This is a genomic window from Synechococcus sp. R8-2 (genome assembly GCF_047461715.1).
Lineage (GTDB): Bacteria > Cyanobacteriota > Cyanobacteriia > Thermostichales > Thermostichaceae > Thermostichus.
In genome coordinates this window covers 1-2,303 of sequence record NZ_JANSHQ010000400.1, presented here as the reverse complement: position 1 = coordinate 2,303, position 2,303 = coordinate 1, and the positions used below count along the sequence as shown (strand labels likewise).

The following is a 2,303-nucleotide window of genomic DNA, read 5'->3' as shown; positions in this document are numbered from 1 at the left end:
TGGTGGTTTTGCCGTTGGTGCCGGTGACGGCCAGGATGGGGATGCGGGTGTGGCTGCCGGGGGGAAAGAGCATGTCGATGATGGGCTCAGCCACATTGCGCGGGATCCCTTCGCTGGGGGCCAGGTGCATGCGCAAACCCGGAGAAGCGTTCACCTCGACAATGCCGCCACCGGTTTCGTTGACGGGCTGGGCAATGTCCGGGCAGATGAGGTCGATGCCCGCCACATCCAGGCCGATGATCTGAGCTGCCCGTTCGGCAATGAAGGCGTTGTAGGGATGGATGATATCGGTGCAATCGACGGCGATGCCTCCGGTGCTCAGGTTGGCGGTGGATTTGAGGGTGCAATGTTCTCCTTTGGGCAGCACCGTATCCAGGGTGTAGCCTTTGCTTTCGAGGATACGCAGGGTCATGTCATCAACGCTGATTTGGGTCAGCACGTTTTCATGGCCAAACCCCCGTCGCGGATCCCTGTTGACTTCGTCGATCAGCTCTTGAATGGTGGAGCGGCCATCTCCCACCACATAGGCTGGGATCCGCTTGGCCACAGCCACCAGCTTGTTGTTGATCACCAGCAGTCGGTAGTCATCCCCCACCAGGTGCTTTTCCACCAACACCACATCGGAGTATTGGCTGGCGGCATCGTAGGCGATCTCGGCGGCTTCCAGGCTGGTGATGTTGACGGTGATGCCCTTGCCGTGGTTGGCGTTAAGGGGCTTGATCACCACCGGAAAGCCCCCGACATCCTCGATGGTGGCTGCCAACTCGCTGCGGCGACGCACCGTATAGCCCTTGGGCACCGGGATCCCCATGTCCTGCAGCAGTTCTTTGGTGGCCCGCTTGTCGGCGGCCAGGTCGGCGGCAATGATGCTGGTTTTTTCAGTGGTGGTGGCTTCGATGCGCTTTTGGTAGACGCCGTACCCCAGTTGCACCAGGGATCCCTTGTTGAGGCGCAGATAGGGGATCCCGCGCAGGGCGGCCTCGTCCAGCAAAGCTTGGGTGCTGGGGCCGAAGCGGACGTTCTCTCGGATCTCTCGCAACTCTTGAATGTCCAGTTCTAGGTCGCGGCGGTAGTCTTCTCCATCCACCAAAGCCTGACAGAGGTAGACTGCAGCTTTGGCCGCAAAGCGCCCGGCCTCTGCCTCTTGATACTCGAACACGACGTTGTAGGTGCCGGGGGTGGAGGTTTCGCGGGTGCGGCCAAAATCCACTTTCATGCCGGCCAGAGTCTGCAGTTCCAAGGCCACATGCTCCACCACATGGCCCATGAGGGTGCCCTCTTCCACCCGTTGCAAGAATCCCCCATAGCAGCCGCGGGAGCACTGGTGTTCCCACAGTCCCGGCAACAGGGCCTCCAACCTTTCTTTGAAACCCGGGATGGTGTTGGTGGGTCGCTCCTGCAAGTCTTCCAGATCAAGCCGCATTTGAATCAGCTTATGACGACGGATGCTCCAGTAGTTGGGGCCACTGAGAACGCGGATGGATCGGATGCGCATAGGGTCTAGGGGAAACAGCGGGGAAGGGGACAGATAACTTAGGGTCGTTTTAGGGTCGTTTTCAGGATGCCGGCGCAGGAAACTGCCAAGGACTACATCCCGCTGGCGCGACCAGCCCTAATCTACACTCCCTTTGCCAAGGTCGAGAAAGAGTATCCTCTAATACAATTCTTTCGGCAGGCGAGCAAGGTTAAGACAACGCAATGGATCCCGCTTGACCACATCGGTACAGTGGGGGGCAGACGGGTCTGCGGCACATGGAAAGAACCTATCTGCTGGGGTTGGGCTGGATCTTGGGCCTGCTGGTGCGGGCTTGGCCTCAGGCTGCCGGATGGGGATGGGGGATCCCTCTGGGGTTGGGGCTGGCGGGATCCCTGCTGTGTCGGCGGCGACTGCGTTTGGCCCGCACTTGGCTGGCGATGGGGCTGGTGGGGTGTCTGGCTTGGGGTTACCTGGGTTGGCGGCAGCCTTTTCCCGGCCCGACGGATATCAGTCTGTTGGCCCCCCAGCAGCAGATGAACTTGGTGGGCACCGTCCTCTCGGAACCCCGTCCCACCCGCAGCGGACGGCTGCAATTTTGGCTGAGAGCAGAGCAGGTGTTGGAAGCCAACTCCACGGCTCGTCCGGTCTCCGGCAAGCTCTATGTCACCACCAGCCCCGTTCGCGCTGCTCGGACAGAGTCCTTTGCCCCACCAGGAGGGGAACTGCACCCCAACCAACGGGTGCGCCTGACGGGATCCCTGTACCTGCCCAGTCCGGCCTTGAACCCAGGCAGCTTCGATTTTCAAGCCTACCTGCAGCGCCAGGG

At 60.9% G+C, this 2,303-nt stretch carries 2 protein-coding genes; one reads left to right on the top strand and one right to left on the bottom strand.

Features of this window, described 5'->3' with window-relative positions; genetic code table 11:
- On the bottom strand, positions 1–1,495 hold a 1,495-nt coding region (gene cphA / locus NW819_RS09805), incomplete at its 3' end, for a cyanophycin synthetase (protein ID WP_414413621.1).
- Between the two features lie 257 nt (positions 1,496–1,752).
- Between cphA and NW819_RS09800 the strand changes: the two genes are divergently transcribed.
- Positions 1,753–2,303, top strand: a 551-nt coding sequence (locus tag NW819_RS09800; protein WP_414413620.1) for a ComEC/Rec2 family competence protein, incomplete at its 3' end; no start/stop codon positions are given.